Raw genomic sequence first — 1,914 nt, 5'->3', positions numbered from 1 at the left:
CGGCTGGCCCGGAACGCCGCCAGGGCTTCGGCCACGGCGGCGCGCTGACCGTGGTCGGCGGCCGGGTTGGCGGCGAAGCTGCCGTCGACGGCGATGGCCTGGCCGCTGACGAAGACGCTGGCGTCGGAGGCGAGGAAGAGCGCCATCGCGGCGATGTCCTGCGGCTGGCCGACCAGGGGGATGCGCTGGCCGGCGGCGGAGCGCGCCTCCAGGAAGGCGCGGAAGGGCTCGGCCTCCTCCTTGGAGACCCCGAAGGCGCGCGCCAGGAGCTGGGTGGCGATGGTGCCGGGGCAGATGGCGTTGGAGCGGATGTTGAAGTCGGCCAGCTCCACCGAAGCGCTCTTCGCCAGGTGGATCACCGCCGCCTTGCAGGTGCTGTAGATCAGCGGCGCGGCGCCGCCGATCAGGCCGGCGACCGAGGCGGTGGAGATGATCGAGCCGCCGCCGCGCCGCTTCATGGCCGCCACGCCGTGCTTGTAGCCGCAGATCACGCCGCGCAGCAGCACCCCGATGCTTCGATCGACCGCCTCCAGCCGCAGCTCCTCGATGGCCCCGATGGTGCCGCCGTAGCCAGCGTTGTTGAACAGCACGTCCAGCCCGCCGAACGCGGACTCCGCCTCGGCGATCAGCCCGGCCACGTCGTCCTCGAACAGCACGTCGGTGCGCCGCCAGCTGCAGCGGCCGGGATTGAGCGCGACCAGGTCCATGGCCTCGCCCTCCTGCAGGTCGCCGATCACCACGCTGGCGCCCTCGGCCAGGAACAGCCGCGCGGTGGCCAGGCCGATGCCCGCCGCGCCGCCGGTGATCACCGCCACCTTGCCCTCAAGTTGCCCCACCATGTCGCCCTCCCCCTGGTTCTGGCCTGGAGCCTACAGCCGCGCCGCGGGTTCCGCGAGGGTGCGGGGCGACGTCCGCGGCGGCGGATTTTTTTCGTCCGCCCCTGACCCGTGAGCCTCTGAGGCGACGCCTAAGGAGGTACCGCCAATGTCGGCGGCGCAGAGTTGGCTGGGGCGCGTATCATGAGAAGACTGACAGTGGCTGGATTGGCGGCGGCGGCGTGCGCCTTGGGGTCGGCGGCGCAGGCGGCGGTCTATCTGAACAAGGACCTGATCTCGGTCAGCGTCGGCGCGGGCACGTCGCCGGGCTCGTTCAACAACACCTTCTCGGGTGGCCAGACCATCGACAAGGTGATCGACGCGCCGTCGGCCACCGCCGAGGAGATCCACAGCCAGACGACCCACATCTATTTCACCGCCGACCAGGCGGGCGGCGGGCTGGAGCTGAAGTTCGACTTCAACCAGGAATACGACATCTCGACCTTGCACTTCTGGAACTACGACTCCGAGGGCTTCGACGTCGACAACGTCGACTTCACCTTCTTCAACGGCGCGAACACGCAGGTGGGCATGCTGTCGGTGATGCCGGCGCTGGGCGCCTCCCCCGCCATCGTCGCGCAGGACATCGTCCTGGCCGCGCCACTCAACGTCCGATACGTCACCGCCTTCCTGACCGGTTCGAACCGGCAGGTCGATTTCCAGAACATCGGCTTCACCGCCAACGTCTCGGCGCCGCCCTCGGGGGCGATCCCGGAGCCCGCGACCTGGGCCATGATGATCCTGGGCTTCGGCGCCGTCGGCAGCACGATCCGCCGCCGCCGCCTCGCGGGGGCCTGAGGGCGCCGTTCGGGGCGGGCCTTCGGGTTTATCCACGGATGAACACGGATGGGCGGCCGGGGCTGTGAGGCCACGGCCCTTCCTTTCCCGCGAGCGGGAAAGGAAGGGGGGCGCTCAGGCGGAGCTGCGCCATTCGTCGTCGTCGGGATGGAGGGCGAAGGCGTGCTTCGGCGGGTCCGGCAGGTCGCGCCAGCGGGCGATGGCGTCGGGTGGGAAGCCGATGTCCAGGGCCAGGCGCGCG

Annotated in this window: 2 protein-coding genes; one reads left to right on the top strand and one right to left on the bottom strand. The window is 70.6% G+C overall.

The window, feature by feature from the left end:
• Window positions 1–839, bottom strand: an 839-nt coding sequence (locus QZV94_RS04350; protein WP_293676581.1) for an SDR family oxidoreductase, incomplete at its 3' end; no start/stop codon positions are given.
• Window positions 840–1,019: 180 nt separating this feature from the next.
• On the opposite strand from QZV94_RS04350, the gene QZV94_RS04345 reads away from it, so the two are divergent.
• A complete protein-coding gene (locus QZV94_RS04345; RefSeq protein WP_293676580.1) occupies window positions 1,020–1,673 on the top strand; it encodes a PEPxxWA-CTERM sorting domain-containing protein in 654 nt (217 codons plus the stop codon).
• Window positions 1,674–1,914: the final 241 nt, after the last annotated feature.

Origin of the sequence: uncultured Phenylobacterium sp. (genome assembly GCF_902826855.1) — a bacterium.
Taxonomy (GTDB): Bacteria; Pseudomonadota; Alphaproteobacteria; order Caulobacterales; family Caulobacteraceae; genus Phenylobacterium.
This window is presented reverse-complemented; position numbering and strand designations above follow the sequence as displayed.